The 25607-nt window shown below is 61.0% G+C and carries 20 protein-coding genes and 5 pseudogenes; 15 read left to right on the top strand and 10 right to left on the bottom strand.

The window, feature by feature from the left end:
- Nucleotides 1–174: 174 nt before the first annotated feature.
- Together IVB07_RS08105 and IVB07_RS08100 are read left to right on the top strand one after the other, a co-directional pair.
- Nucleotides 175–2356: pseudogene (locus IVB07_RS08105) on the top strand (PAS domain S-box protein).
- The gene (locus IVB07_RS08100) at nt 2349–2714 is read left to right on the top strand and encodes a response regulator (protein WP_247523338.1); all 366 of its coding nucleotides are present in this window, start codon (nt 2349–2351) and stop codon (nt 2712–2714) included. Before IVB07_RS08105 ends, IVB07_RS08100 begins: the two are co-directional and overlap by 8 nt.
- A 754-nt stretch (nt 2715–3468) precedes the next feature.
- Here IVB07_RS08100 and IVB07_RS08095 read toward each other — a convergent pair.
- From IVB07_RS08095 to IVB07_RS08085, 3 genes are read right to left on the bottom strand one after another with little or no spacing between them, the layout of a single operon-like run.
- Nucleotides 3469–4473: an acetylserotonin O-methyltransferase gene (locus tag IVB07_RS08095; protein WP_247489726.1), complete on the bottom strand. Its 1005-nt coding sequence runs from the start codon at nt 4471–4473 to the stop codon at nt 3469–3471.
- A gap of 55 nt (nt 4474–4528) precedes the next feature.
- A complete protein-coding gene (locus tag IVB07_RS08090; protein WP_247489728.1) occupies nt 4529–5503 on the bottom strand; it encodes a tripartite tricarboxylate transporter substrate binding protein in 975 nt (324 codons plus the stop codon).
- A 22-nt stretch (nt 5504–5525) separates the two neighbouring features.
- Nucleotides 5526–6047 carry a MarR family transcriptional regulator gene (locus IVB07_RS08085; protein ID WP_247489730.1) on the bottom strand — a complete coding sequence of 174 codons (522 nt, stop codon included), beginning with the start codon at nt 6045–6047 and terminating at the stop codon, nt 5526–5528.
- Between the two features lie 263 nt (nt 6048–6310).
- Between IVB07_RS08085 and IVB07_RS08080 the strand changes: the two genes are divergently transcribed.
- The 3 genes from IVB07_RS08080 (at nt 6311) to IVB07_RS08070 (ending at nt 10148) form a co-directional block, all read left to right on the top strand.
- Nucleotides 6311–6925 (top strand): hypothetical protein, encoded by a 615-nt coding sequence (locus IVB07_RS08080; RefSeq protein WP_247489737.1) that lies wholly within the window; start codon nt 6311–6313, stop codon nt 6923–6925.
- Between the two features lie 13 nt (nt 6926–6938).
- Nucleotides 6939–7451 carry a septal ring lytic transglycosylase RlpA family protein gene (locus tag IVB07_RS08075; RefSeq protein ID WP_247489735.1) on the top strand — a complete coding sequence of 171 codons (513 nt, stop codon included), beginning with the start codon at nt 6939–6941 and terminating at the stop codon, nt 7449–7451.
- A gap of 1140 nt (nt 7452–8591) precedes the next feature.
- Nucleotides 8592–10148 carry an ISL3 family transposase gene (locus IVB07_RS08070; RefSeq protein WP_247356678.1) on the top strand — a complete coding sequence of 519 codons (1557 nt, stop codon included), beginning with the start codon at nt 8592–8594 and terminating at the stop codon, nt 10146–10148.
- Between the two features lie 136 nt (nt 10149–10284).
- Here IVB07_RS08070 and IVB07_RS08065 read toward each other — a convergent pair whose 3' ends face one another.
- On the bottom strand, nt 10285–10659 hold the full coding sequence (locus IVB07_RS08065; protein ID WP_247454054.1) for a cupin domain-containing protein: 375 nt from the start codon (nt 10657–10659) through the stop codon (nt 10285–10287).
- Entirely contained in the window at nt 10659–11423 is a 765-nt protein-coding gene (locus tag IVB07_RS08060) for a Crp/Fnr family transcriptional regulator (RefSeq protein ID WP_247490956.1), read from the bottom strand. The genes IVB07_RS08065 and IVB07_RS08060 overlap by 1 nt, the downstream gene beginning before the upstream one ends.
- A 549-nt stretch (nt 11424–11972) precedes the next feature.
- Here IVB07_RS08060 and IVB07_RS08055 point away from each other — a divergent pair.
- The 3 genes and pseudogenes from IVB07_RS08055 (at nt 11973) to IVB07_RS08045 (ending at nt 13935) form a co-directional block, all read left to right on the top strand.
- Nucleotides 11973–12704: a Crp/Fnr family transcriptional regulator gene (locus IVB07_RS08055; protein WP_247454042.1), complete on the top strand. Its 732-nt coding sequence runs from the start codon at nt 11973–11975 to the stop codon at nt 12702–12704.
- A 360-nt stretch (nt 12705–13064) separates the two neighbouring features.
- Nucleotides 13065–13439 (top strand): annotated as a pseudogene (locus IVB07_RS08050) (carboxymuconolactone decarboxylase family protein); the annotation flags it as partial.
- 101 nt (nt 13440–13540) lie between these two features.
- A pseudogene (locus IVB07_RS08045) lies at nt 13541–13935 on the top strand (cupin domain-containing protein).
- A gap of 142 nt (nt 13936–14077) precedes the next feature.
- Here IVB07_RS08045 and IVB07_RS08040 read toward each other — a convergent pair.
- From IVB07_RS08040 to IVB07_RS08030, 3 genes are all read right to left on the bottom strand, one after another.
- Entirely contained in the window at nt 14078–14551 is a 474-nt protein-coding gene (locus IVB07_RS08040) for a hypothetical protein (RefSeq protein ID WP_247490959.1), read from the bottom strand.
- Nucleotides 14552–14580: 29 nt separating this feature from the next.
- Nucleotides 14581–16398, bottom strand: coding sequence for a DNA ligase D (gene ligD, locus IVB07_RS08035; RefSeq protein ID WP_247454039.1), 1818 nt, complete (start codon nt 16396–16398; stop codon nt 14581–14583).
- Nucleotides 16399–16522: 124 nt separating this feature from the next.
- Nucleotides 16523–16825, bottom strand: a complete 303-nt coding sequence (locus IVB07_RS08030) for a hypothetical protein (RefSeq protein WP_247368087.1) — start codon at nt 16823–16825, stop codon at nt 16523–16525.
- Between the two features lie 725 nt (nt 16826–17550).
- On the opposite strand from IVB07_RS08030, the gene IVB07_RS08025 reads away from it, so the two are divergent.
- On the top strand, nt 17551–17781 hold the full coding sequence (locus IVB07_RS08025) for a hypothetical protein (RefSeq protein ID WP_247368085.1): 231 nt from the start codon (nt 17551–17553) through the stop codon (nt 17779–17781).
- A 241-nt stretch (nt 17782–18022) separates the two neighbouring features.
- Here IVB07_RS08025 and IVB07_RS08020 read toward each other — a convergent pair whose 3' ends face one another.
- Nucleotides 18023–18205, bottom strand: coding sequence for a hypothetical protein (locus IVB07_RS08020; protein WP_247368084.1), 183 nt, complete (start codon nt 18203–18205; stop codon nt 18023–18025).
- Between the two features lie 147 nt (nt 18206–18352).
- On the opposite strand from IVB07_RS08020, the gene IVB07_RS08015 reads away from it, so the two are divergent.
- The 3 genes and pseudogenes from IVB07_RS08015 to IVB07_RS08005 all read left to right on the top strand — a co-directional run bounded on the left by IVB07_RS08015 (nt 18353) and on the right by IVB07_RS08005 (nt 21488).
- Entirely contained in the window at nt 18353–18772 is a 420-nt protein-coding gene (locus IVB07_RS08015; protein ID WP_247368081.1) for a CopG family transcriptional regulator, read from the top strand.
- A gap of 4 nt (nt 18773–18776) precedes the next feature.
- Nucleotides 18777–19975: pseudogene (locus IVB07_RS08010) on the top strand (PHB depolymerase family esterase).
- Nucleotides 19976–20141: 166 nt separating this feature from the next.
- Nucleotides 20142–21488: an IS5 family transposase gene (locus IVB07_RS08005; protein ID WP_247767578.1), complete on the top strand. Its 1347-nt coding sequence runs from the start codon at nt 20142–20144 to the stop codon at nt 21486–21488.
- A 97-nt stretch (nt 21489–21585) separates the two neighbouring features.
- Here IVB07_RS08005 and IVB07_RS08000 read toward each other — a convergent pair whose 3' ends face one another.
- Nucleotides 21586–21795 (bottom strand): hypothetical protein, encoded by a 210-nt coding sequence (locus IVB07_RS08000; protein WP_247454037.1) that lies wholly within the window; start codon nt 21793–21795, stop codon nt 21586–21588.
- Between the two features lie 1247 nt (nt 21796–23042).
- Between IVB07_RS08000 and IVB07_RS07995 the strand changes: the two genes are divergently transcribed.
- From IVB07_RS07995 to IVB07_RS07985, 3 genes and pseudogenes are all read left to right on the top strand, one after another.
- Complete coding sequence (locus tag IVB07_RS07995; RefSeq protein WP_247767577.1) at nt 23043–23831, top strand: alpha/beta hydrolase; 789 nt, start codon at nt 23043–23045, stop codon at nt 23829–23831.
- Nucleotides 23832–24979, top strand: a pseudogene (locus IVB07_RS07990) (PAS domain-containing sensor histidine kinase).
- Between the two features lie 124 nt (nt 24980–25103).
- Entirely contained in the window at nt 25104–25412 is a 309-nt protein-coding gene (locus IVB07_RS07985) for a hypothetical protein (protein WP_247454031.1), read from the top strand.
- Nucleotides 25413–25607: the final 195 nt, after the last annotated feature.

Below are 25607 nucleotides of genomic sequence, written 5' to 3'. Positions count from 1 at the left end.
AGATTGCCGACAACGCCCCCCGTCTCACCCTATCAACAGGGTGGCCGCATTCGTTCGGATCGGGTGGCCGCTTTCGATCGGAATCGGTGGCCGCCTTCCGTCGGAATCGGTGGCCGCTTTGCCCCGGATTCCGCAGGCCGTCGCACCTCCGGCCCCCCGAGAGCCGAGCGCCTTATGTCAAACGTCGAAGAATTTCCGCTCTCCGCCCGCCACCGGCCCACGGAGTTCGAGGCGCTGGTTGCGGCCGGCCACGCCGCGCTCGATGCCATCCCCGGAGCGGTCTATCTCTGTGACGCGGACGGACTGCTTGCCGCCTACAACACCGAAGCCGTGGAATTGTGGGGGCGAACACCTGATATTGCCGGGAAGGAGCGCTTCTGCGGTTCACATCAGCTCTACCTGCTCGATGGAACTCCGCTTGCCCATGCCGACTGTCCCATGGCCACCGCGATCCGTGTGGGAACGCCCACGCGCAATGCCGAAGTCATAATGGCGCGGCCGGATGGCTCTCGCTTCTCGGCCCTGGTCAACATCCGCGCTTTGCGCGACCATTCTGGCAGGATCCAGGGCGCCATCAATTGCTTCCAGGACATCACCGGACGTAAGCAGATCGAGGAGGAAGTCCTCCGGAAGACTCAGGACCTGGAGGATTTCTTCGACAACGGCGCGGTGGGCCTTCACATCGTCAGTGGCGAGGGAATTATCATTCGCGCCAATAAGGCCGAATTGGATCTGCTTGGATACCGGCCCGAGGAGTATATCGGGCGTCATGTCACCGAGTTCCACGCCGGCGTCCCGTGATCGGCGATATTCTCCAGCGTCTTTCATGCGGTGAGCCGCTGCATCGCTACCCTGCCCGGCTGCGCGCCCGCGACGGCACGGTCACGCATGTTCTGATTACCTCGAACAGCCGCATTGTGGACGGCAAGTTCGTCAACACACGCTGCTTCACCACAGATGTCACCGAACTTTGTTTTGCCGAAGAGGCACGCCGAGCCAGTGAAGCCAGGCTCGCAGCAACTTATGAGGCCGCCAGCGTCGGCATCTCAGAGATCGATGAGAACGGCCGCCTCTTGCGGGTGAATGACTCCCTCTGCCGCATCACCGCTCGCCCGCGCGACGAGCTGTTGCGGATGACCTTCTTCGACTACACCCATCCCGACGACCAGACCGAGGATGCCGAGCTGTACGCGCGGCAGGTCCGCGGCGAGATCGAGAACTACACGGTACGCAAGCGGGCATTGCGGCCCGACGGGTCCGTGCGCCATCTCGATATCTTCAGTTCGTCGGTGCGGGACTCGGCAGGCCGCTTCCTTTATGGCGTGCGCGTCGCCCAGGATGTCACCACGACCAAGCAGCTGGAGGACCGCCTGCGCGAAGGCGAGCAGCGCATGCGCGATCTCCTCGAGGCGTTGCCCGCAGCCATCTACACGACGGACGCCGAGGGCCGCATCAATTTCTTCAATCGGGCCGCGGTCGAGATGGCGGGCAGAACGCCGCAGCGGGCGACGAGTGGTGTGTGACCTGGAAGCTCTATTGGCCCGATGGCACGCCACTGCCACACAACGAATGCCCGATGGCCATCGCGCTGCGCGAGAACCGTGAGGTCCGCGGTGCCGAAGCCGTAGCCGAACGACCGGACGGCAGACGCGTACCATTTATTCCTTATCCGACGCCGTTGTGCGACGCGGCCGGCAATCTGGTCGGCGCCATCAACATGCTGGTCGATATCAGCGAGCGCAAGCGCGCCGAGAACGCCCAAAAGGTCCTTATTGACGAGCTGAACCATCGTGTGAAGAACACACTGGCCACCGTGCAGTCGCTTGCGAACCAGACGGCTCGCCACGCGGGCGACCTGAAGGAATTTCTGCCGACGTTCACTGGACGGTTGCTTGCACTGGCCCGCGCGCATGACCTGCTCACCAAGCGAAACTGGCAGGACGCACCTTTCGAACAGCTGGTCCACGACGTCGTCGCTCCGGTGTCAGGCGGACGGGTAGTGACAGACGGGCCTCACGTCGATCTGGACGCGCGCAGCGCACTGAGCATCACCATGGTGCTGAACGAGCTTCTGACCAATGCCGCCAAGTACGGCGCACTCTCGGTGCCCGATGGGACTGTGTCCTTCACTTGGCGGCTTGGCCCAAACGAAGTGTCGCAAAATGCGGTGGAATGCGAGTGGCGCGAACGCGGCGGTCCGCCGGTTTTGCCGCCCAAGCGGCGTGGCTTCGGTACGCGACTGATGGAGCGGTGCCTAGAGCATGACCTCGCGGGCGAGTTCGATCTGGTGTTCGAGCCGGAGGGCACCCGCTGCCGTATGGTGTTTCCCGTAGCGGCTGCCGCGTCCAATGGTTGAGCTGTCCGGCGCAAGGGCTCTCCTGGTCGAAGATGAGGGTCTGGTGGCCCTCATGATCGAAGACATGCTCGAGGAACTAGGACTGAAAGTGGTCGCCTCGGCCGCTCACGTGCCAAAGGCATGCGAACTTGCCACCGCGGCATCATTCGATGTGGCGCTTCTCGATGTCAACCTTGCGGGCGATTTGGTTTTCCCGGTGGCGCGCATCCTGCGCGCACGGAAAATTCCCTTCCTGTTCAGCACGGGCTACGGCGGGCCGCCGCTGGAGGAGGAATTCAGGAATGCGCCGGCGATCGGCAAGCCGTTTTCCATCGACCAATTGAAGGAGCAGTTGCGGACCATTTTGGCGCCGAACTAAAGCGCAGCAACGCCGCAAGTTTCTCACGAAAGAAAAAGCCCTTCGTCATGGAATGCCTCTGTCACCGGGTTGCGTCAATTTATCTACTTGATCCCAGATCGCGGCCAACCTCCATCATAGCATGCTGCAGATCGGCAGCTTGCATGATTTGGTCGGCTCACCTCCCGGAAGCGGCCGTCGCGGCGTTCTGAGCCAAGGTCAGTCAGGGCCAAAGCGCGAATTACACCGTTACCAGCGCAGGGATTTCCGGCCCAGGCACTGTGGCGCTGGGCGCTCCTCCCATTTGTCAACGTGGTTGACGGTAATTGCCCGGAATTGCTGTTCCGCGAACTATTGGATGGACTCGTCCGGCAACCAGCCATGATGAATGTGCCTTTGCAAAACTGGTCCTGGTGGTTGGAGTTCGGCGCATGTGTGACCGGTTGCGTGAGCGGTGGCATTGCGCGCGATATGGACTCCCGAGGTGAACGGCGCTGTTGAAGTTACCATCGCCTTCATCTCTTCCATAATGACCCAATGGCAGGCCACCAACGCGACGGGTCATGAACATCGTCGGGACCAAGCCGCTGATGGCTGCAATCGCGGCCTGAGACCGAACCGGTCCTCGCTTCCCATCGTCTTCATGAACGGGTGTTTTTACACGGCCAAGACCCATTGCGGACCTTGCAGCAATCTCAGCGTGACCGAGGACGTTTGGACCTTAGGCAGACGTTCGGGCTCGCAGTCCTTGGGCTCGAATGATAAGCCGCGAGGCCTACCATGGTTGTGCTTCGATCACATTCTGGATGCCAGCGGGAAACACCCGCGTCAACTCGAAGGCCGAGTTGGCAAGGAGCTCCGCGAACTCCTCAAGGGTTCGCTCTCGCCCGCCGGGGGAGACCAGCATGTTCAAATCACTGAACTTGGTTGCCGGCATTTCGTTCGGAGGTCCGACAATCCGTTCGATCAGAAGCAACTTTGCGCCTTTGGTCATCGCGCGCCGACAAGCGGTGAGGATAGCAGCAGCTTCCGTGTCTTCCCAATCGTGAATGACCACCCGCATCAGATAGGCGTCTCCGCCTTCAGGGACCGATTCGAAGAAGCTTCCACCCACGATCTTGCAGCGGTCGAGCACGCCGCGTTCTGCCAGAACGGCCTTTGCTCCCGCGACGACGTCGGGTTGATCAAACAGCGTACCGCCAAGGTGAGGGTGAGCGCATAGCAGGGCCGCCAACATCGAGCCTCGCCCGCCACCCACGTCGACTACGTGACTGAACGGCGAGAAATCATAGCCGCGGAGCACTGCGTCGGCTCCGTCCCGTGAGAATTGCGCCATAGCCTGATCGAAGGTCGCGCCGTATTCGGGGTACTCTGCGCGGAATTGCCAGACACTTTTGCCGTGCAAGTGTTGAAATGCGTTCTCGCCCGTTTGCACGCTGTGCAGCAGATGCCCCCACGCTTGCCAATAATAGGGGCTTCCGACCACTTCCGCCCAGGCTCCGACGGGTGTCGCGGAGTCGGCACGCAAGCAATCACCGACCGGGGTGAGCGCAAAATATCTGCCTTCTTCCTCCCGGAACACACCGATGGCGGCGAGCGCACGCAACAGCCGGTACAGCGAATCGGGATGGCTCTTCGTCAGCACCGCGAGCTCGTCCACCGATCGAGCGCCGTCATTCAGATGTTCGACGACCCGCAGCTTTGCTGCGACACTAATCGCCTTCGTGACCTGGAAGCCATTGATCAGAGTCAGCAAGTCGAGGCGAGGATCGCTTGTCATGGATGCGCTCCTTGAGTGACGGTTCTGGCTTGGCATGGTCCGGATGCTGCGAAAATCACTGGGTCGGCTTGAAGTTCATTGCTTTCGCGAGGTCAGCAAGACTGCGACGGCGTTCGTCGAGCAAAGCTGCAAATTCGGCCGCCGTCCCTGGATGAGCGGCCTGTCCGACGTGAGCCAGCCTTTGCCTGATGGCAGGATCGTTCGCGACGGCGCTGACGGCGGATGCAATCTGGTCTCGCAAGGTATGCGGAATTCCGCGCTTGCCGAATAAGCCAACCACACCGTCCATGCGAAGGTCCGGGAAACCAGCCTCCGCGACCGTGGGGACATCAGGGACAAGGGGTGCGCGGGCGTCACTCGCTACCGCCAGGAGCCGAGCTCTCCCTGACTGCACCTGCGGCATTGTCACGCTAAGTGCATGAACGAAGACGTCTATGCGCCCCTCACCCAGGTCCTGTAGTGCAGGAGCAAGGTCCCTATAGGGCACAAAGGCGAGCTCCAGTTTTGCATTCTTGAGGAATCCGCCAACAACAAACGGCGGAAGGCCCGGCGAGCTTGACCAGTTCAGCTTGCCCGGTTCGGCGCGAGCTGTTTGAACCAGATCATCGAGCGAACGGATCGATCTTTTTCCGGTCACCGCTATCGCTAAGACAACGTCCGACGTGGGGCAAATCGGGACCAAGTCACGCACAGGATCATAGGGTAACTTCTCGTGCGTAATTGGAAGCAAAGTAAATACTGCGGAGATGGCATAAAGCAGGGTGTGATCATCCTCCGTGTTGAGAAAAGCAGAGACCCCGATCACTCCGTCGGCGCCGGGCCGATTTTCCACGACGACGGGCTGTCCCCACTGTTCTGAAAGCCGTTCGGCAAACAGTCGAGCGCTGAAGTCAGAACCACTTCCAGCCGGCACGGGTGCAATCAAGCGGACCGTCCGGTGAGGCCAGTCGGCCGCCATGAGCTTGGAACTCCAGCAGGAGATGGCGAGGAGAAGACCGACGGCAGCGAAGAAGCGAACGAAGATGCTCATGCCTACTCCTTCCGAATTGCGTTCAGCGCGACTTCCGCTTTCGACGTCCGGCGCCAGGGCGGACATATTTCTCGTTGGCCCTGACCACTCTGGACATTAACTCGATGAACAGCTCGCGGTCCGCCGGTTCGAGGCAGGATAGCAGCCTCTCTTGAGTGGCGAGCGCTCGTGGACGCAGCCGCTTTCTGATCCTGTGACCGAGAGGGGTGCAGCGGAGCATCCAGACGCGCCGGTCTGAATCATTAGGCCGCCGTTCGACCAGCCCTTTTGCCTCGAGCTGATCCACCAGTCGGCCAGTGTTTGTCTTGTCGACGGCGACCACTTCGGCAAGGCGGCTCTGATCTATCTCCGGATGGTTTTCAATGATCGTTAGGACCGCCCATTCGGGGACGCTCATGTCCTCCTCTTCAAATTCTTCGGCGATGACAGCGGTCGAGATCATGTGCAGCCGCCGGATCAGATATGCCGGAACGAGGCGATAAGGCTGTGGCGCCGGGTCGACCTCCGAGGATCCACGCAATGTAATAGCTTTTGCAACCATCATAATTATTATTATCAGAGCGATAGCTCCGCATCAAGTCATTTGAGACCGGATAAATCCCCCAGCCGCGACGGCCCTTCAAGCCGCGGCAGCGATAATGCCGACGAAGTCAGCTTGTTGCCCTTCGGCGAACTGGCAGCATCACTTCACGACGTCCGCTTATCGAGGCATGGCGCATCACTACCTCCAGCAGCTCAGCGACGGACGCGTTGTCTCGATCGCTCATCGCTCCACATCCGATGGCGGCTGGCTCATCAGTTGTGAAGATGTCACCGAACAACAACGAGCTCAATCTCAAATCGACTTCATGGCGCGGCACGACGCTCCGGTTGGATCGTCATTTTAGGATTTTTGGATTTTTGATCCACTGGCCATCCAATTGCTTGTGGCGAAGGTTCTCAGGGACGAGCTATCCTTTAGGGGCATCGATCCTTATCCGCGGAGAGGCGGAGGCGATTGCTGCTCGCATCTTTGAGCGGATCACTGAGCTCGAGCTGGAGCTTGCCGCGGGATTTCAACATCCCCATGAGCGGCGACCACGGACCAACGTGACGAACCGGTCGTTTTCGTCCGTTTGCATCCAGCGCGAGCGAGGCTGGAGCATGGGCAGCGTCTTACGCGGCCTCTCGCCCACTGAATTGTCGCGGTCCGTTCAACGCCTGGACGCACACGCGGTGTTGACGCTCGCTTCGCCAGAAAGCTCTAGAGGCGCTCGCCTGAGTGTTCCAGCGGGCTATCTGCTTGCTGCACTGCGTCTACGTTCCGCCCTGCAGCACATTGCTCAAAACATCGGTATGAAATCACCTAATCACCGTATGAATCCCGGATGTGCCGGAACGCACCTTGCGAGTTTGCATTATTTTCTCTGTTTTGTGATTTGAAGCGAGGTCGATCATGCGTCCGCTTTCTGGAAAGATCGTGATTGCAATAGTCTCGACTTGGACGGGACTTCATGCGCCCCCTGCTGTCGGGCAAACATTCAATGATAGATGGTCCATCATTCCGAAGGCTCACGCGGAGCCGGCTCCTGAAGGACCCGATCAGATAAAGAAGGAGGAGCCACAAGCGCAACCTCCGAACGGAGAAGAGCTGTTGAAAGATCGTTCAGGCGGTCAATCTTACAATCGAGTCATTTCCGGAAAAGCCTCCTACTATTCGTATTCCAAAGGCAAGACAGCGAGCGGTTCATCGTTTGATCGGAATCTACTAACCGCGGCGCACCGCCGTCTGCCGTTCGGCACGAGAGTCCGGGTCATTGATCTTGAGACGAATAAGTCAGTGGTGGTTCGTATCACCGACCGCGGACCCTGGGTCCGTGGCCGCGTCCTCGACCTCTCGCTCGGCGCGGCGCGCAGCTTGGGGATAACTGAACGTGGCGTGGCTCAGGTCCGTGCTGAGGTGTTGTAGCAGAGGTCTATTGCCCTACGAAAACAAACAACCGCCAGCCCTTACGTCAAAATTCGGCTTTTGGCCTGAAACGAATGACGTCGCGACTGCCTAAGATGACTTCGCCGTTACACAGAACTTGGCCCGGCCTCGCATCTTCGCTACCTGTATGATGAGACGATAGCGCGGAGATCTCGCCTGCCCATCAAGCTTTCATCGAAACCATGGTACTCGCCGCTCGGGATTCAACTTGCCTTCTGCTATTGGGCAACGACCAATCGGCGAGGCACCTGCGGAATCCTCCGCGAAAAGTGTGGAGAGGTAGTCTGGAGCGGCCGGATTATGGGCCCGATGATCCATGCGCAAGGAGCCCGCGAGCGCGCCCAGGCGTAACTTTATACGAAGAACTACCTGCGTGTTACTCAGAATGGAATTGAGCCCGATAATACCAAGTTTTACGAAGACGGTTTCAAAGCTGGACTTAGTCGCCTCGAGGTGAAGGTGACCGAAGTTCAGCCGCTGTCAGAAAACATGGCCCTATCAACTGGCGAAGCTCACATTACCGGTAAGAGTGAGAAAGGCGCCCCCTAGAAGTAACCGCTATTTGGACTGCTGTTGATGTTCGTGAGAATGGGCAATGGAAGATTCGTATGCTGACGTCGGCTCCTAAGGCACCGCCGCCGCAGCCGCAACAAGCGGGGACCACGGCGACTGCAACGGGAAACGCGCCGAGTGGAAAATAGTGCCTACCCGAGAGTAGTTCGTCGTAGCCGACTCTCGCACCCAAATGGGCCGAGCCAGCAACTGAAACGTGGATCTTTCGGCCACGGAAGCCGACTCGCATAGATCAAGGGGCCTCGCCTCTCGAAAATGACGGGACGGCGCGGCTCCTCGATCGGACCGAACAACAGCTTCTGAGTAAAGACCGGACTGCAGCAAGGACAGCCTGCAGGACCGAGTCTGGCCCTTCGGCGAAGTGGCAGCATCGCTCCACGAGGTCCGCTTATTGAGGCATGGCGGACAAGATTTGCTCAGGTCGAGTGTCATTCGGCCTGCAATATTGACCCCCTAAGCCGGGGGATCGGCGTCCAAAATTGGGTCTGACTCATTTCCGATGAAGTTTGCCGGGCGACTGTGGTTCTCAAACGGAGAATCAGCGCCATGCGGACGGGCTTTCAAATCTCATCGCTAGTACCGAGTGGTTTGGTGTTTGATGGTGTAAGTGACTCAATGGATTCGGTTATTCTGGCTGTTCGGTCAGAGGCTGCGGAGGCCCAATGCCCTTTGTGCGCGACAGCGTCGCGCCGAATCCATAGCCGATACATCCGGCACGTGGCTGATTTGCCGTCAGCGGGCAGAAGGGTGCGCCTCCGATTGCTCACGCGGCGCTTCACATGTGAGGTGCCGCATTGCCGCCGGCGGATCTTCGCGGAGCGGTTTGGAGAAGACATCGTCCCGCTTCGACGGCGCCGGACGGCACGGCTGGAATACATCGTCCATCACTTGGGGTTGGCGCTCGGCGGCCGGCCGGCGGCAAGCTTCGCCAAGCGGCTCATGCTGCCCGTCAGCAACGATACCTTGCTGCGGGTGGTCCGCCGGCGGACGGCGATGCCGACAGATCCATTGCTTGTTGTGGGCATCGATGACTGGGCGTTCCGGAGAAATCATCGATACGGGACGATCGTGTGCGATTTGGAGCGCCGGCGGATCGTTACCCTGCTGCCCGACCGGGAAACGGCGACCGTTCGGGCGTGGCTATCGAAGCACCCAGCGATCAACATTGTGTCGCGAGATCGCGGTGGTGGATACGGCGAGGCAGCAGCCAAGGCGCTGCCGAACGCCATCCAAGTCGCCGACCGCTGGCATCTGATGGAAAATGCGAGCGCGGCCTTCCTTGATGCGGTGCGCCGCTCCATGAACAGAATCCGAACCGCAATTGGAGCGACGACGATCAACCCGGAATTGCTGACCTGTGCGGAAAAGCTGCGCTATCAGGGCTATTTGCGGCGGCAGGACAGCCATGCCGTAATTACGGCTCTCGTCAGCGACGGTGTGTCGCTCAAGGAGATCGTCCGCCGCACAGGACATAGTCGCAATCTGGTTCGCCAAATTAGCCGCGGCGGCGGTACGGATATGTTCCGCACCCGTCAAAGCACCCTGGACGGGCATCTGCCGTTCCTGGACGCGCAGTGGTCAGGCGGCTGTCGCAACGGTGCCGAGCTCTGGCGCCGCTTGAAGGGACAAGGCTTCAAGGGATCGCTGCGCGTCGTGGCGGAATGGGCGACGCGACGGCGACGTGCCGAGACCATCAGCCATCAACAATTGCAGAAGGTCCCCGCCGCCAGGACGATAGCGCAGCTGATGACGACGAAGCGCGACCACCTAACCAAAGCCGAGACCGTCACGCTTGCGGTCATCGAACAAAACGTTCCTATGCTGGCCGATGCCCAAGCTCTCGTTGGCCGCTTCCACGCGATGATCCGAAAGAAGGCCGAGATGGAGCTCGAACCTTGGATTGATGACTCCAAGCGGAGCCTCATTGCCTCGTTCGCGAATGGCATTGCCAACGATAAGGGCGCGGTGCACGCGGCTATCACGCAACCATGGTCCAATGGCCAAGTGGAAGCTCAGATCACCAAGCTCAAGCTGGTCAAACGGCAAATGTACGGGCGCGCTAAGCTCGATCTCCTTCAGGCTAGGCTGATTGGCGCGCCATAAAAACAATCACGATCATCGAATATGCGTCAGAGCCAATGTTGGGAGCCGATGGAGAACCACGCGTGAGCGATGCGATGCGCAACTACCGGAACTCGGTAGGCCGAGCGCACTGAAGGCGGCGGGACGGCTATGCGAGCTAGAGATTGTCAGCAGAATCTTGGGCGAGACTGATCTTCCAAATCCGGATCTCTCCATCCGTACGTTCAAAGCGATGCGGGTAGCCCCGCGGGATGAACAGCAAATCGCCGGCCGTGCATTCCATCTCTTTGCCGTCCAAGCGCAACATCCCGTAGCCCGAAACGATAATATAGATGGCATCAGCGGAACCGTCGTCGGCTGCTCCGCTTTCAACGCGGTCAAGAGGCAGTATGCTGAGAGAAGACGCTTCGGATCTGTAACAAACGCGCAAGGTTTCGCACGCTTCCCTCCAGCTCATACCAGACGCGATCTCCGTCAGGTTGATCGGAGTGCCTTTAGCGGGAGACGACCGCGCATCCAGAAAAGTAGACATCAGATTAGCCCACGCATTCGCCTGGCGGGTTCGCTGTCAGGCTCCCGTTTTGCCCGATCGAGGTGCAGATAATTGCTTTCGAAACGTGCCGCATTGCGCAGCCCGGCAGGATCACACACCGTCCAGGTATTTCCCTCAATGCTGATCAGATTCTCCTGACGGAGGCGTCCCAGCATTCGGTTGACATACACTGGTGTGAGACCGGTCGCGTCGGCCAGATCCGTCTGAGTCACGGGAAATTCGAACTTTTGGTCGTCCACCACTCCGAAGGCGCGCATCCGAAGGAATATCTCGTAGGTCAGAAACGCGATCCGCGCATATGCGTCGCGACGGCCCACATCGATGATGCGCTCACGCAGGACGCCTTCGTCCTGCAAGGTGTTCCACCAGAACGCCAGCGCGATGCTCGGTCGATTGAGAAGGAGATCCTTCATGATTTCGCCGGAGATGGATGCGACGAGGCTTGGCGTTAATGTCCCGATGCTGTGATCCATTTCATCAAGGATGAAGATTTCCGAATCGCAGGGATCGCCGGGCACCAGGAACGCCATGATCTGACGGGCGCCATTTTCAAGGTGTTTGTAGCGGCATGCCAGGCCGGTGATGACGAGGTGGATATCAGAAGAGTGCTCCCCCTCCCTTATGATGTCCTGTCCCGGACCATACTGTCGCTGCCGCTCACAGCTGATACGGTTCAGCAATTGACGGTCTTCGTCACTGAACGGCGCGAACTGCTCCAGTTTCCTGATTAGCGGGCTGTCCATGGGTTTCCTCCACGGGGAGAACGCCGGACGACACTTTTGGTGCCTCCTGTACCTCAATTGCACGGTCGTGACCTTGATCTAGTTTAGTGTCGTGCTCGCGCCCTGGTCCGATAGTGCGGGTGATGGCGCCAATGAATCCCACCATTCACGGTCAAGGCAGCCTGATTCAGGCAGAGTTCATCCCAGGATCGGATCAAACTTGCCAAAATAGCGCTTTCTACGCGCGCATGGACCGCCTTAAGCGGGAAATTGTGCGCTGCACGACGAGTACATCCGAACGTATTCAACACACGAAGGAGACGCTTTCGACAACGACCGAACTCGTCGCGTATAGCCAGGAAGCAATCGCACGGTCGTTTCAACTCCTTAAAGTGAATAAGAGGGTTTGAGGACCGCTCGGACCCATTACTCGTTCCTCACTCCGGAGACATTCAGCTTTTCGTCGTAGCGTCCGATTGCACCTGGCCATGCAACTTGGATCACGTGTTCCTGGCATCTGTGAACCGACCCCAACGGATGGTCTTGCCTTCGGCCATCAGGAGAATCATCATGCATCCCACAGAAATCCTGATCCGACGATTGCGTGCGAACACTCGGCTGTCCGACGAGGACGCCGCCGCAATCAAGACGCTGCCCGTCGATGTAAAGCAGCTTACAGCGGACACTTACGTCGTTCGGGAAGGTGATTGCCCCAAACGTAGCTGTTTGGTCCTGAGTGGCTTCCTCTGCCGGTCGAAGATTGCCGAGAACGGAAAGCGTCAGATCCTGTCCTTCCACATCCCGGGAGACATTCCGGACCTACAGAGTCTTTTTCTCAGTGTCATGGATCATGATCTGGCGACAATATCCAACGCGACACTGGGCTTCGTCGACCATTCCGCTCTTTCGGCACTGATCGAGCAGCGGCCCGCAGTCGCGCGCGCTTTCTGGTGCGAGACGCTGATCGACGCCGCAATCTTCCGTGAGTGGATCGTCAACGTGGCAGTGCGCCAAGCACCGGCCCGTATGGCGCATCTTCTCGCCGAAATGCGCGAGCGTTTGGCTGCGGTCGGACTCGTCGGCGATGACGAGTTTGAGTTTCCTGTTACGCAATCTGAATTGGCCGAGGCGCTTGGGCTAAGCGTCGTACACGTCAATCGCGTTCTTCAGGGCTTCCGCGCGGATGGCGTTCTCGATCTGCAGAAGAAGATGGTCAAGTTGATCGACGTCGAGAGAGTCCTCATTGAGGGCGGATTTGATGCAGCGTACCTGCACCAGAATGGCAACGCTTCTCCATACTGACGGCTCTGCGGTCTGCAATCACCGTGGCGTGCATCACGGCTGTTGCGGGGCGGCGGAAGGTACTCTTCATGGCGGACTACACGCGCAACGCCGTCGTGCACAACGAGGTGGTTGACCCCGGGGTGGAACTGATCGACAAACCGTTCACAATGAACGAACTGCCGCTCGGATTCGCTACATACTCGGCAAAAGCGTGTGACATCTCGCAAGCGGGAGCGATGCCAAGAGCATACCTTCCGAAGGATCCGTCGTGAGCCATCTTACAACGAAAAGCCAATTGACCGCAGCCACCAAAGTCAGGAAGCGCTGCACGCCGTTTCTCGCTGGCCCGTAGGGTTCCCGACCCGCAACATCAGGGTCGATCAACTCCCGCCGGCCTCGGGGCCGCAGCTACCGCTCGACGAGGCGGCGGAGAAGCAGCGGGCAACGCGCGTCGAAGAGCAGTTTGGGCAGATCACACCGAGCCTTGTCCAGTACAGGACCGACGTGCTGTTCCGGGATCTCTGGCTCAGGCCGGTGCTGGCTCCGCCCGACCGAAGCCTGGTAACCGTGAGCGCCCTGATCGCCGCCGGTCAAGTTGCGCAGATCACCTATCATCTGAACCGCGCCATGGACAACGGGTTGACGGGGGAGGAAGCCGGCGAGGTGCTCGGCCATGTCGCCTTTTACGCCGGCAGGCCCAACGCATTCTCGGCGGCGCCGGTCGTCAAGGACGTGATCGAGAAGCGACCGTGATCAAGCGCAGGGCCGTCCTCATTGGCGGCAGCGTCGCTGTCGCCGGAATTCACCACCCGCTGGTTCTCGCGGCTTCAACACGGAAGGAGACCAAAATGGACATCGACATCAAGAGGAACGGATCCCGCCCTTCACAGAAGGGGCCCGAAGACTGGTTCACCGGCTCGGTACGAGTAGATCCGCTATTTCAGGCGCCGGAGCCGGCCCGCGCGAGCGGCGCCTATGTCAGGTTCGAGCCTGGGCGCGGACTGGTTGGCACACGCACCCACTTGGCCAGACGCTGATCGTCACTGCCGGCCTCGGTTGGGTGCAGCGCGAAGGCGGTTCGGTCGAGGAAATTCGCGCAGGCGACGTCGTGTGGTTTCCGCCCGGACTGAAGCACTGGCACGGCGCATCGGCGACGACCGCCATGACGCACATCGCCATCCAGGAAACTCTCAACGGCAAGAACGTTGAATGGATGGAGAAGGTCCGGGACGACCAGTACCGGAAGTGACTGAGTGGCAATCAAAACGCTGGGCTTACCGGCCTCCAGTGGTCGATGCTCTGAAGGATCGACTTGGCGCGCTCATTCTGAGCATCCCGCTTGGCGGCCGCAGCGACCCAGACGGAGCTGTCAACGAACGCACTCATGCGTGTCACTCCTGAATCGGGTACTGCCAAATGTCGCGCTTTGGCTCGTTGCCCTCAAGCCATTTTTGCGCGCGCTCTTTCGAGGCAAAGAGCTTGATCCAATCGGGCTCACCGGTGGCTCTCGACGCCGAATCGGGCAAGCAGAGCCACACCCATCCCTCGACTGGTCCGCCTTCCACTTCGTATTCCCAGGCAACGCCTTCGGGGTCATTGTCCTGGAGCCAGGCGTCGGCGGCACCTCCAGATGCAAATACCTTGACCCAGCCGCGATCGCCCATCGTGCGCGACTCGCCGTTCTCGTAGTCATCAAGGTAGAGCCATACGGTCCTGCCCTCGCGGCGAACTTCATCATGGCTGCGTACCACCTCGTTGACCTTCTGCCGGTCGGATCGATCGGCTTCAGGCAGCGACGTCACCGCGGCGTAGAGTTCGGCCGGAATGCTGCGCCTGTCGCCGGGAGGCTTGTAGCGCCATTCCACCCATCGATCGAATGCGTCCGACATAGGGCTCACCTCCTCGGTTTGGCGCGGAACGGACTGTCGATGGTGAAGGCGTCCGGCGCGATCCCGCTCTCGATGCGCTTCCAGGTCACGGGCGCTGCGATCGGAATTCCCTTTCGGGCTCGCGGGGAATAGGTGCCGATCGCGGTGGTCCCACGGCCGTTGCGCAGATAATCGAGGAAGATGCGATCGCGACGCTTTGCCTGAGCGGACAGGAGATAGCGGTCTGGATGGCGCGCTGCGAGAGCGGAGACCAGCTGATGCGCGACCCGATGCGCCTTATCGTGCAGCACCGGTTGATCCAGTGGCGCCATCAGGTGAATGCCTTTGCCGCCGGTGAGCTTGGGCCAGGTCTCGAACCCCTCGCGCTTCATCAGCGTGCGCAGATCGAGCGCGGTCTCCACGACTGCATCCCAATCGACGCCGTCTCCGGGATCGAGGTCGATCACGATGAGGTCGGCATGTTCGAAGTCCTCGACGGTCGCATTCCACGGGTGCAGTTCGACGGCCCCAATCCCGACCAGACCAAGGAAGCCATCCAGGCTGTCGACCCACAGGCGCGTTCCCTGGCCGCCCTCGCGCTTCTGAATACGGAGCTGGTGCACGGCGGCCGGGATGTCCTTCGGCAGCGGCCCCTTGTGATAGAAGGTCGTGCCGTGCACGTGGCGCACGAGCTTCAGCGGACGATGCCCGAGGTGCGGCAGCGCCTTCTTCCAGGCCTTGGTCCAATAGTCTGCGAGTTCTTCTTTCGATGGAGCAACGGCTTCGGGCAGAAGTTGCAGGATGTTCTCTCGGGGGACGCCCAGCTTCGGCCGGCCGGCCACGGAGGGCACCAACCGCGGCGCCTTGACCTTGCGCAATGCGAGATCGTCGCGAAAACCCTTGAACACAGCTTCGCGGAGCAGGCCATCATCGGTCAGCGCGCCATATTGGACCTCGACCTCGAGAGTCGGCTCAACCCAGGTCGCCTTCGGCTTTTTGACCGCCATATCGAGTGGAGAAGTCTTGCGGATGAACGGATCCAGCCGCTCGCGTAATTCGCGCGCCGTCGTCTCGCTGTAGCCGGTACGCAGCTTGCCGGCATAGAGCAGCTTGCCGTTCTGGCGCCGGCCGACGTAGAGCGAGGCGACCTTGCGCGGGCGCGCCCCAAGCTTCTCCACGAAGGCGACGATCGGAAAGGTCTCGCTCTTCATGCACTTGAGCTTGACCCAGCTCTCCTGCCGACCCGAGCGGTACGGGTCGCCCAGCCGCTTGGCGACCAGACCTTCGAGACCCAGTTTGCACCCTTTGTCGAAGATCACGTTGCCGTCGGCCGCAAGCGCCTCGACGTAAATGAAGCTTTCCGGTGCGTTCTTCAGAAGCCGCTGCAGCAGGCGCTTGCGATCCTCATACGCGACGCCCCGCAAGTCATAGCCGTCCAGATACAGGAGATCGAACGCGTGGTAGCGCACACGCTCGCTGCGCTTGGGGCCGAGCTCCCGCCTGAGCTGCTGGAAGTCCGGCAGGCCGCCACTGCCGTACACCACGGCCTCACCGTCGATGATTGCACTGTTTGCCTTGAGCTTGTCTGCGCTCGCGGCGATCGAGGAGAATTGTTCGGTCCAGTCCAGGCCGGTGCGTGAATAGACCTTGGCGTCCGCATCTCGCAGGTGCAGCTGCGCGCGGTAGCCGTCGGCCTTGATCTCGTAGACCCAGTCTTCGCCGCGCGGCGGATTCTCGCGCAACGTGGGATCACACGGCTCGATGTAACCAGGAATAGCAGCTTTGACGGCGCCATGGACACGCGATACTCCCGAACGAGACTGACGCAACGCCACAGCACACATGCCGATTCAACGTCGTCACGCTGATTCGTTCCGTCCACGGAGTCCGCTACCGCGGGCGCGAAGTCCAGTTCCGGCCTCGGCGCTGCGCGCCGAAGCGCTTCAGAGGCAGATGACGGGACGCTGGCTACGGCCGCTGCGCCCTTTCAATCGCTGCCTTTGCTTCTGCCAAGGTGCAGCCGTTCGCGGCACGGAAAAGTGAAACTGCGCGGACCTTCTCGCCGGCTTTGAGCGCGTCCTCTATTTCTGTCGAACCACCCAGCGGCTGATAGCTCAGACCGCCATGTTTCAGTAGCAAGTCGAGCTTTGCTTCGACTCTTTCCAGCGAGACCAGTCGCCGCTGCAGGCCTGTTATTTTCAGGCGAGAATAGAACGCCAGCGCCACGAGCATCGCCAGCACAAGGGCGGTAGATGTGGCAATCGTTTCCATGAAGCACTCAATTTAGCGTCGGGCGATCATCCCTCCGCATACGATTCCAGATAGCCGCAGGCCGAGCACCGATAGGTCGTCACGGTAAGCGCCTTCCTGCCGAACATGAACGACTCGCGGTACGTGGCAGGCGGCACTCCCGCAAACCAAGGCAACTGCCCACGCCCCGGGCTAGGAATGAAGCCCTGCTCCATGGTCCTCTCGCATTTCGGGCAAGCTTTTTGCTCTGTCATTTCGGGATCGTAGACGGACCGCCGAACGTTACAAGCCCTCGCAGGAGCGCCCGTTCGGTCCGGGAGCTGGAGCAGATTCGGTCCCTGCCTCGTCTGCTGCCGGGCGGGTGGCACTCCAGCGGCGCCTTGTCCCTCCGGCGCAAAGCGCAGGAACGTCTCCAGTTTCGTGCGGTTGCCACGCGGGTGCGGAGAGCTCGACCATGCTTGAAACGGATACCTTGCTGGTAAAATGCCCGAACTGCGGGGCATGGCCTATGGCCGCAAACCTTCCCAAAAGCATCCCACGGGAGGTGGAGGTCGAGTTCAGATGCTCCCGGTGCACTCACCATGAGGTGGGACGTTTCCTACGCGCGAGGGCAGTGAAAGGGGACGAGCCTCACCGAGTGGCGTAGGCCGCAGGGACTGGAATGGCTCAGCCTGAATTTCTCGCGGAACGGCGATGCTCGCCCCGACTTGATGATCGGTGCGATTTCATTTCGGAGGAGAACGATCATGAAAACCATCGTCGCCACTGCCTGCCTGCTCGCAATTGCGTTGGCCTCGCCAGTGCAGGCCAAAGGATGCATCAAGGGCGCGATCGTGGGTGGTGTTGCCGGCCACATGGCGGGCCATGGGAAGCTCGGGGCGGTAGCCGGCTGCGCAATCGGACATCATGAGGCCAACAAGCAGAATGCCAATAACCCGAGCAACTCGAACGCCCAGGCGCCGTCCGGGCAGAAGTAGCTGTGCAGGGCGCTGCGGCAGCGCGCCCTGCTCGTCGCGAGCGAGCAAATCGGCACAGATGCTCGGACCTGCCTTAGGCCAATCTGGACGGATTATTGCCCGTTCGATTGATCGGTATGACCGAGCGAGTTCTTTACGAAAGCAGCAATGGTGACGTGTGGGCGCTGCGCGTAGCGGCGGGCGGCCCTGACCGCCAGACTGAAGCTGATCGATACCCTGCTGGACGGCCGAGAGAAGGCGCTCAGGCCGACCACTTGTCCTCCTCGCGGCGCGCTTCGTCGTCGTTGATGCGGTAGGCCAAGTCGGCAGCGATTTCTGGATGATCGGTGCTGGCGATGGGCTCGCCGTCTTGCTTCTTGATCTTTTGTCCTTCGGCGGTCACCGGAAAATCATCGGGTTCCAACGGCTTCTTGGAAGTGGACATGTATCTTCCTCCTGGACCGCGATCATAGCACGCGAGCCCTCGATTTGATTCAGGCGGAAGTAGACCTGACGGCCGCACGAAGGGTTCGTCCCACCCCCAGGAAGTTCGCGAACGGCAGCACATCCGATCCCGAAGCGCAGCGTACCGATGAACGACAATGTACGCGAACTGCGACCCCGAAACCCCGATACCGAGAAGATCACGATCAACCTTGGCTATGTCGACCTCGGCCAGGTCGACCTCATGGTGCAGGAAGGGTTTTATTCGAACCGCACCGATTTCATTCGGACGGCGATCCGCAACCAGCTCGAGCGGCACGCGGATGTGGTCAAGCAGTCGACGGCCCGTAAAAATCTGGACCTGGGGCTGCGCAATTATGCCCGCGTCGATCTCGAGAGGGCGCGGCGCGACGGCGAGATGCTGCACATCAACGTTCTGGGCCTTGCGACCATCGGCCAAGACGTCACGCCCGAGCTGGCCCGCGCCACAATTGCCTCGGTCTCAGTGCTCGGAGCCCTTCATGCCAGCCCCGCGGTCAAGGCCGCTCTCGCCGACCGAACGAGGTGAAACGATGCTGAATCCAGACATGGTCCGCGAAGCGACCCGCCTCACACGTGCCGGCCAACTGGTCGAAGCCACTGCACTATTGCAGCGAATGCTGCGCGGCGATGGCGGCCCCGCAGCCTCAAGGGGAGATGCTGTGCCTGTTGAGCGTGCGAGGCTCGAGCCCCCGACACTCGAGCTGAAAGCCAATGTCGTCGAGGAGAAGGAGAGCGGACCGTCCACAGAAGCCACGCCTGCCAAACGACACAAAGGCCCCCCGCCCTTCGGCGGCATGAAAGATCTTTCCGGTTTCGGCATGCCAGGTCCGGTCGGGCGCGCTTCACTGTCCGACGCGGATATTGCACCGGACCGCACAAGGTTCGTCTCTGCCACGTTCAGCAACGCGGCGGGCAGCCGGACCTACAAGCTGTTCATCCCGAGCCGCGCTGATGGAGGACCGCGTCCCCTCATCGTCATGCTTCACGGCTGCACCCAGTCACCCGACGATTTCGCCGCCGGCACCCGATGAATTTTCTGGCGGACGAGCGGGATTGCTTCGTTGTCTATCCGGAGCAGCCACGCGGAGCCAACCATGCGAGATGCTGGAACTGGTTTCGCACAGGAGACCAGCGGCGGGATGGCGGCGAGCCTGCGCTGATCGCCGGCATCACCCGCCAGATCATGCGGGAGCATCCTATCGATCCCAAGCGCGTCTACGTCGCAGGCCTGTCGGCCGGCGGGGCCGCCGCGGCCATCATGGGTGCGACGTACCCCGACCTATATGCCGCCGTCGGCGTCCACTCCGGCCTGCCCTGCGGGGCTGCCAGCGACCTTCCGTCCGCACTGGCCGCTATGCGGCAGGGCAGCGCTGGACCGATCGGGACGGCTGGCGCATCGGTGCCGACCATCGTCTTCCATGGCGATCGCGACACCACGGTGCATCCGAGCAATGCTGACCGGATTCTCCGTGGCCCGAGCGAAGATGCGAGCCTGAGGACGGAAATTCTTCGCGGGCGAGTACCTGAGGGGCACGCATATACCCGCACCATCCTCACCGATGAAGGTGGCTTGGGCACGTCCGAGCACTGGAGCGTTCACGGGGCCGGCCATGCCTGGTCGGGAGGCAGTCCTGCCGGGTCCTACACCGATCCGCGCGGGCCGGACGCGACCAGGGAGATGCTGCGCTTCTTTTTCGAGCATTCGCTGGCAAGCTTCACACGGACATAGTCGTCCGTGAACAAGGTTCTAAGCGATTGAGCAGGAGTCTCTTTTTCGGATTCGAGGCGGTTTGAGATTGCAGGGAATGGGAGGTTGAAGCCGCCAAACCCTGCAATTTCGCTTTTGGATTCCCTTTCCCTGCGGACCATGATTCTGTGGTGCATCGGAGGGAACGATGCGGCCGAAGAAGCACAGGACGACGGGATCGAACGATCTGTTCCGGGCGCGGCTGGACCAGATCATCAACATGAAGCACGAGTTGGTTCTGCTTGCCGGCAAGATCGATTGGGACTGGATCGACGGCGAGGTCGCGCCGCTCTACAGCGAGAACGGCCGGCCCGGGATCGAGACCCGCTTCATGATCGGGCTGTTGTTGCTCAAGCATATCTACGGGCTGTCCGATGAGGGGGTGTGCGAGCGCTGGGTCCACGACCCTTATTTCCAGTTCTTCACCGGCGAAGAGTTTTTCCGGCACGCTTTCCCGCACGAACGCTCGGACCTGAGCCATTGGCGCAAGCGGCTCGGCGACAAGCTGGAGCTGCTGCTGGCCGAGAGCCTGCGGGTGGCGCACGAAGCCGGCGCCTTACGCAGCCAGGACCTCAAGCGCGTCACGGTCGACACCACGATGCAGCCGAAGGCCATCACTTTCCCGACCGACGCCAAGCTGCTTCATGCGGCCATCCAGGGCCTCAACCGCCTGGCGAGAAGGCACAGCGTCAGGCTCCGGCAATCCTATTCTCGCGTGGCCAAGGCCGCTGCGATGATGGCGGGCCGCTACGCCCATGCCAAACAGTTCGGGCGGCATCAGCGGCAGTTGCGTATCCTGCGCAGCCGGCTGGGCAGGATCATCCGCGACATCCGTCGCAAGATCGAGGGCCAGCCAGCCCTCGAGGAGGCATTCGCCCTTCCGCTTGGCCGAGCCAGCCAGATCCGCTCCCAGCAGCAGCGCCAGCGCGGCTGGAAGCTCTATTCCTTTCATGCCCCGGAGGTGGAGTGCATCGGCAAAGGCAAGGCCTCAGCCCCTTACGAGTTCGGCGTGAAGGCCTCCATCGTCACCAACAATCGCCGAGCTCCCGGCGGCCTGTTCGTACTGCATGCCAGCTCGCTGCCCGAAAATCCCTACGACGGTCACACCTTGCGGAACGTCATCGACCGGACCGAGACGCTCACCGGATGTCCGATCGAGCGGGCCTATGTCGACAAGGGATACCGCGGCCACGATGCTCAAAATCCACGTCGCGTCTTCATCTCCGGCCAAAAGCGCGGCGTCTTCGGCGTCATCAAGCGCGAGCTGCGCCGCCGCTCCGCCATCGAGCCCATCATCGGCCACATGAAGACCGAAGGTCACCTCGGTCGCTGCTACCTCAAAGGCCGTGCCGGAGACGCCGCCAACGTCATCCTCTCAGCCGTCGGCCACAACTTCCGCCGCATCCTAGCCTGGCTCAGAGAACTCTTGTGCCTGTTCCTGGTCCGACTATGCCGCGTGCTGGCCGGTCCAGCCCCGCTCAATTCGCCTTCTTAACGGACGACGACATAGGGCGCGGCCTTGAATTCACATCGCCGGATCTCCAGTTTTCCTGAACGCGACGGAGCAGCCGGCTGGCGGGGAAGGCCTGAGGTCAGGCCTCGCCCGGTTCGGAGAAGATGGAAGCCGGCTGCGTGGTGCGCGGGATCGGCAGTGGTCGTTCAGTTGCTCCAGATTGCCCAGGGCCGCTCTTGGCGTCGTACCGCTTAGCGAGATCCAGCAGACGACGTCGGGTGAACGGATCGGCCCTTTCGGCGATGACACGGACCCGCTGCGCGAGACCCTGATAGAATTCCTGCTCCATGACGCACCCACAACATCACTGCCCCGAGTTGAGTAGCCCGCGGTCGTTGAGTCAAGAAGGCACACGACACGCTCTTGCAACTTTCCGCGACCGTCTTGAGATCGGTATGGCGGCGGACGTAGACTGGCCGTCGCAGGGGAAAATCAGATGCAAGTGTCCTATCCGGTTCGGAAGGCGTGCCCGGCGTGCGGCAAGCCGATGAAGGCTGTGCCTGACGAAATCACCAACGGGAAGCTGCGGTACGTCTGCACCAATTGCGGAGACGACCCGCTGCAGGACCCGACGGCCCGTAAGTGGGCGGACAGCCCGCTACGGCCGCCGGCGAAATAGGAGATTTCCCCGCGACCTCGGCGTTCTTGCGCCGATCGACCCCAGCCGGGATTTGCTCCCATGCGAATATTGACAGCGTCTGTTTCGTCGCCTGCCTGTTCTGCCGGCCTCCGCAGCGACGTGCTCAGAAACGATCGCGCATTCGCGGCCCGCGAGGCGCCCGTGTGGTTGAACGCCTCTCATTCGTGAGGGCAGTGCCCCCTGCGGGCCTAACTTCTCAGAAGGCGAAAGGACGGCCGCTCACCACCGAAGTCCGGTCACGACTAGCTCCGGTTGCTGCACCAGCAACGCAGCGACGCCGACCAGCAGCAGCATCGTCGCTCGGCGCGGATGGCTGAAAAGGTGAACACTTCGCCCTTTGCTATGTTGGAGCGGGTGGCACGTTTGCTTGTGGACGGGTGCCCTTTTTCGATGAGAGATGCGAGATGCACCTGAGCAACTCCCAAGATCCCGCAGAAAGATCGACAATTCTTCTGGTCGAGGATGAAGATCTCCTGCGGGAGATGCTGGAGGAGACCTTGGCGGAGGCAGGATACGGCGTACTCAGCGCCGCATCTGGCGAGGAGGCAACCAACCTTCTCAGCGGGAGGCCTTTGCCGCGTGCTCTCGTCACGACATCAATTTGGGCCGCGCCAGGATGGATGGGTGGGAGCTCGCCCGTCTCGCGCGGGAGAACGATCCAAGTTGCGCGATCCTGTGCGTGTCCGGCGATAGCGCGCATCGCTGGGCGGCGAATGGCGTTCCCCGAAGCGTCCTCCTGGCCAAACCCTTCGCGGGCGCCCAGTTGGCTGAGGCTATATCGAGACTTCTCCTGCGCTGCGGGTCAGCCCGGCAATAGAAGATGGATACGCCGATCACCGTTTGACCTAAGGTACGGGTGTGAGAACAATGGGCCATGCGCAAGGGGGTGGGTCCCGGTGTCAATCGAATTCCGCAACAACGTGCAGATCCGGGGTCACGGCGAGCGGGCCATGATGTTTGCCCACGGGTTCGGGTGCGACCAGAACATGTGGCGCCTCGTGGCGCCTGCGTTCGAGCGCGATTTCAGCACGGTGCTGTTCGACCACGTGGGAGCTGGCCGTTCGGACCTCACCGCCTACGACCGTCAAAAATATTCGACGCTGTCCGGCTATGCCGACGACGTCGTCGAGATCGGGCGCTCGCTGCGCCTGAAGGACGCCGTATTCGTGGGGCATTCCGTGAGCGCGATGATCGGAGTTCTTGCCGCGATCAAGGATCCGACACTGTTCGAGAGCCTGGTGCTGGTCGGGCCTTCGGCGCGCTACATCGACGATAGCGACTACGTCGGCGGGTTCAGCGCTCAGCAGATCGAAGAGCTTCTTTCGTTTCTGGAGGAGAACCACATGGGATGGTCGGCGCAGATGGCGCCTGCCATCGTGGGCAACTCCGACCGTCCCGAACTCGGCAAGGAACTGACCAACAGCTTCTGCCGTACCGACCCAGCCATCGCCAAGGAATTTGCCCGGGTCACCTTTCTCTCAGACAACCGGGCCGATTTGGCCAAGGTCAAAGCGCGCACGCTGATTCTCCAGTGCAGCGAAGACATCATCGCCGGGCAACAAGTGGGTGCGTACGTCCACCGCAACATCCCGAACAGCACAATGGTCGTGCTGAAGGCGACCGGCCATTGTCCCAACCTCAGCGCGCCCGACGAAGTCGTCGCCGCAATTCGAGATTTCGTCTGAGTGAACAACAATCATCCCGCCGACAGCGACTTCGAAGATCTCTACGAGAACGCGCCTTGCGGGTACCTCTCCGTTCGTCCGGACGGTCGCATCGATCGGGCCAATCGGACCCTTGCGGGCTGGATGGGCTACCAGCCCGATGACCTTCCCGGGATGCGGCTTAGCGAGCTGCTCAACATGGCGGGGCGCATATTCCTGGAGACCCATGTCGCGCCGCTGCTGCGCATGCAGGGCTTCTTCGACGAGTTCGCGCTCGATCTCCTGACCAAAACCGGAACGCGGCTGCCGGCAATCGCCAACGCGCGTGAGCGGCGGACCGACGCTGATGCGCTCCTGTTCACGCGCCTGACAATCATGCGGGCCGCAGACCGGCGCCGTTACGAGCGCGGGCTGATCGACGCGCGCAACGAGAGCGACGAGCTCAAGACGGCTCTGGAAGAGCGTCTGCGACAGGAGCGCGAAAATGCCGAACTGCGCGAGCAGTTCATCGCCGTCCTCGGCCATGACCTGCGCAATCCACTCGCATCGATCGCGGCTGGCGCGCGGCTGATGCTCAAGGCCAAGACGCCGGAGGACGCGCTGCGGTTAGAGGCCATGATGCAGAGCAGCGTGGGGCGCATGGCCAAGATGATCGAAAGCGTCATGGATTTGGCTCGAGGTCGGCTTGGCGGAGGCATCTCGCTGTCCAAGGCCATCACCGCCATCGAACCCGTTCTCGACCAGGTGGTCGCGGAATTGAAAGCCGCGCATCCGGAGCGTGACATCGAAACCCATTTTCAACTCGAACCCCCGTGTTTTGCGATCCAGCCCGCGTCGCGCAGTTGTTCTCCAACCTGCTCGGCAACGCGATCAGCCACGGCGCGCCGGACGAGCCGGTGCGCGTCGAAGCGAGCGCCAAGGCAGAAATGTTCGAACTCTCTGTGGCGAACGCAGGCGCTGCCATTCCGGAGGAAGCTCGCAAACGCCTGTTTCAGCCGTTCTACCGGGGAGAGGCTCACGGACCGGCGCAAGGGCTAGGGCTGGGCCTCTACATCGCTGCGGAGATTGCCAAAGCTCACGGGGGTTCGATTGACGTCGCTTCGTCCGAAGCGGAGACCAGGTTCACCTTCCGTATGCCGCTGCAAGGCGAAGGGGCACTTCGGCCCTAGTGGTCTCGCACCGCAAGAGCGGCCCCTGCAGCGGAGGTGTCATCGTAGGCTGAGCGCCCGGAAAGGTTCTGTTCACGACGGGATACGCAACGCGGTCATCCACTACAGGGGGCTCGACAAGGAAGTGCAGCTGATCGTCGAGCCGTTCGGTTTCAGCGATCTAGGAAGGTGCGTGACCTCCTCGACGGCGCTTCGGAAACGGCGCATGGCGACACCTCAGCGGATTGTTGTAGCGCTCGACTCGAACGAGCTGCTCATCGAAAATCCTGCCGCCAAGTCGCCCGACCGCTCGCGCACGCCCGTCGATTCCTCAATGGTACTGGCCGTGGTCGACGGCGAGTACCGTCAAACGCTACCGGCGGCGACCCCGCAAGCGGGTCTGGCTCCAAGCCGAGAACCCGGCACACGGTATGCTTCGCCACATCAGGCGTGAAACGCGGCTGGGAAGCTGCGGCGGATCACGTTTGCGCTTTTGCACGACCTACTGTCTAGATGACTTCTGACTCAGATAGGCCTACGAGCGGACGCGGTTACCGTCTAAGAGCTGCCGCTCACCCCGTCCGCCTAATCTTTTCTTCCAAGGTGCGGAGTTGTCCGCGAAGCTCTGCTTCGAGGTCGCGTATCATCT

This window comes from Bradyrhizobium sp. 172 (assembly GCF_023101065.1).
Taxonomy (GTDB): domain Bacteria; phylum Pseudomonadota; class Alphaproteobacteria; order Rhizobiales; family Xanthobacteraceae; genus Bradyrhizobium; species Bradyrhizobium canariense_D.
The sequence above is the reverse complement of the archived record's forward strand: the minus strand, read 5'-3'. Positions and strand labels throughout refer to the sequence as shown.